Here is a 420-nt window from a genome sequence, read left to right as displayed (position 1 = left end):
GTGCCGAGAATGACGCTGCCGATGTCAAGCGTTGCCAGAACGACAACTGGTGCAACGACGTTCGGGAGTAGGTGGCGAGTTGCGATGTGCGTTCGTGACCGGCCGAGCAATCGTGCGGCGCTTACAAACTCACGCTCTCGAAGCGAGAGTACGCTACTCCGAACTAACCGTGCGTACGATGCCCAACCAACGACCGCCAGTGCAAGCATCACGTTCACCAGACTCGGCCCCAGAATCCCGGCGATGACAAGTGCGAGGACGATTCCAGGGAACGCAAGCAGTGTATCGACAAGTCGCATCAGCGTCTCATCAATCCAGCCACCGGCGTAGCCGGCGAGGAGGCCGACTGCCGTCCCCATAATAAGTCGTACAGTGGTTACAGCGACGGCGATACCGAGCGAGAATCGCGCACCATGAAGG

General features: G+C 59.3%; 1 protein-coding gene. It reads right to left on the bottom strand.

Going from position 1 to position 420, the window contains the following annotated elements; translation table 11 throughout:
* Nucleotides 1–420, bottom strand: a 420-nt coding sequence (locus FY251_RS21715) for an ABC transporter permease (protein WP_148416973.1), incomplete at both ends; no start/stop codon positions are given.

The sequence above is a fragment of the Haloferax sp. KTX1 genome (genome assembly GCF_902410085.1).
GTDB lineage: Archaea > Halobacteriota > Halobacteria > Halobacteriales > Haloferacaceae > Haloferax > Haloferax massiliensis.
This window is presented reverse-complemented; position numbering and strand designations above follow the sequence as displayed.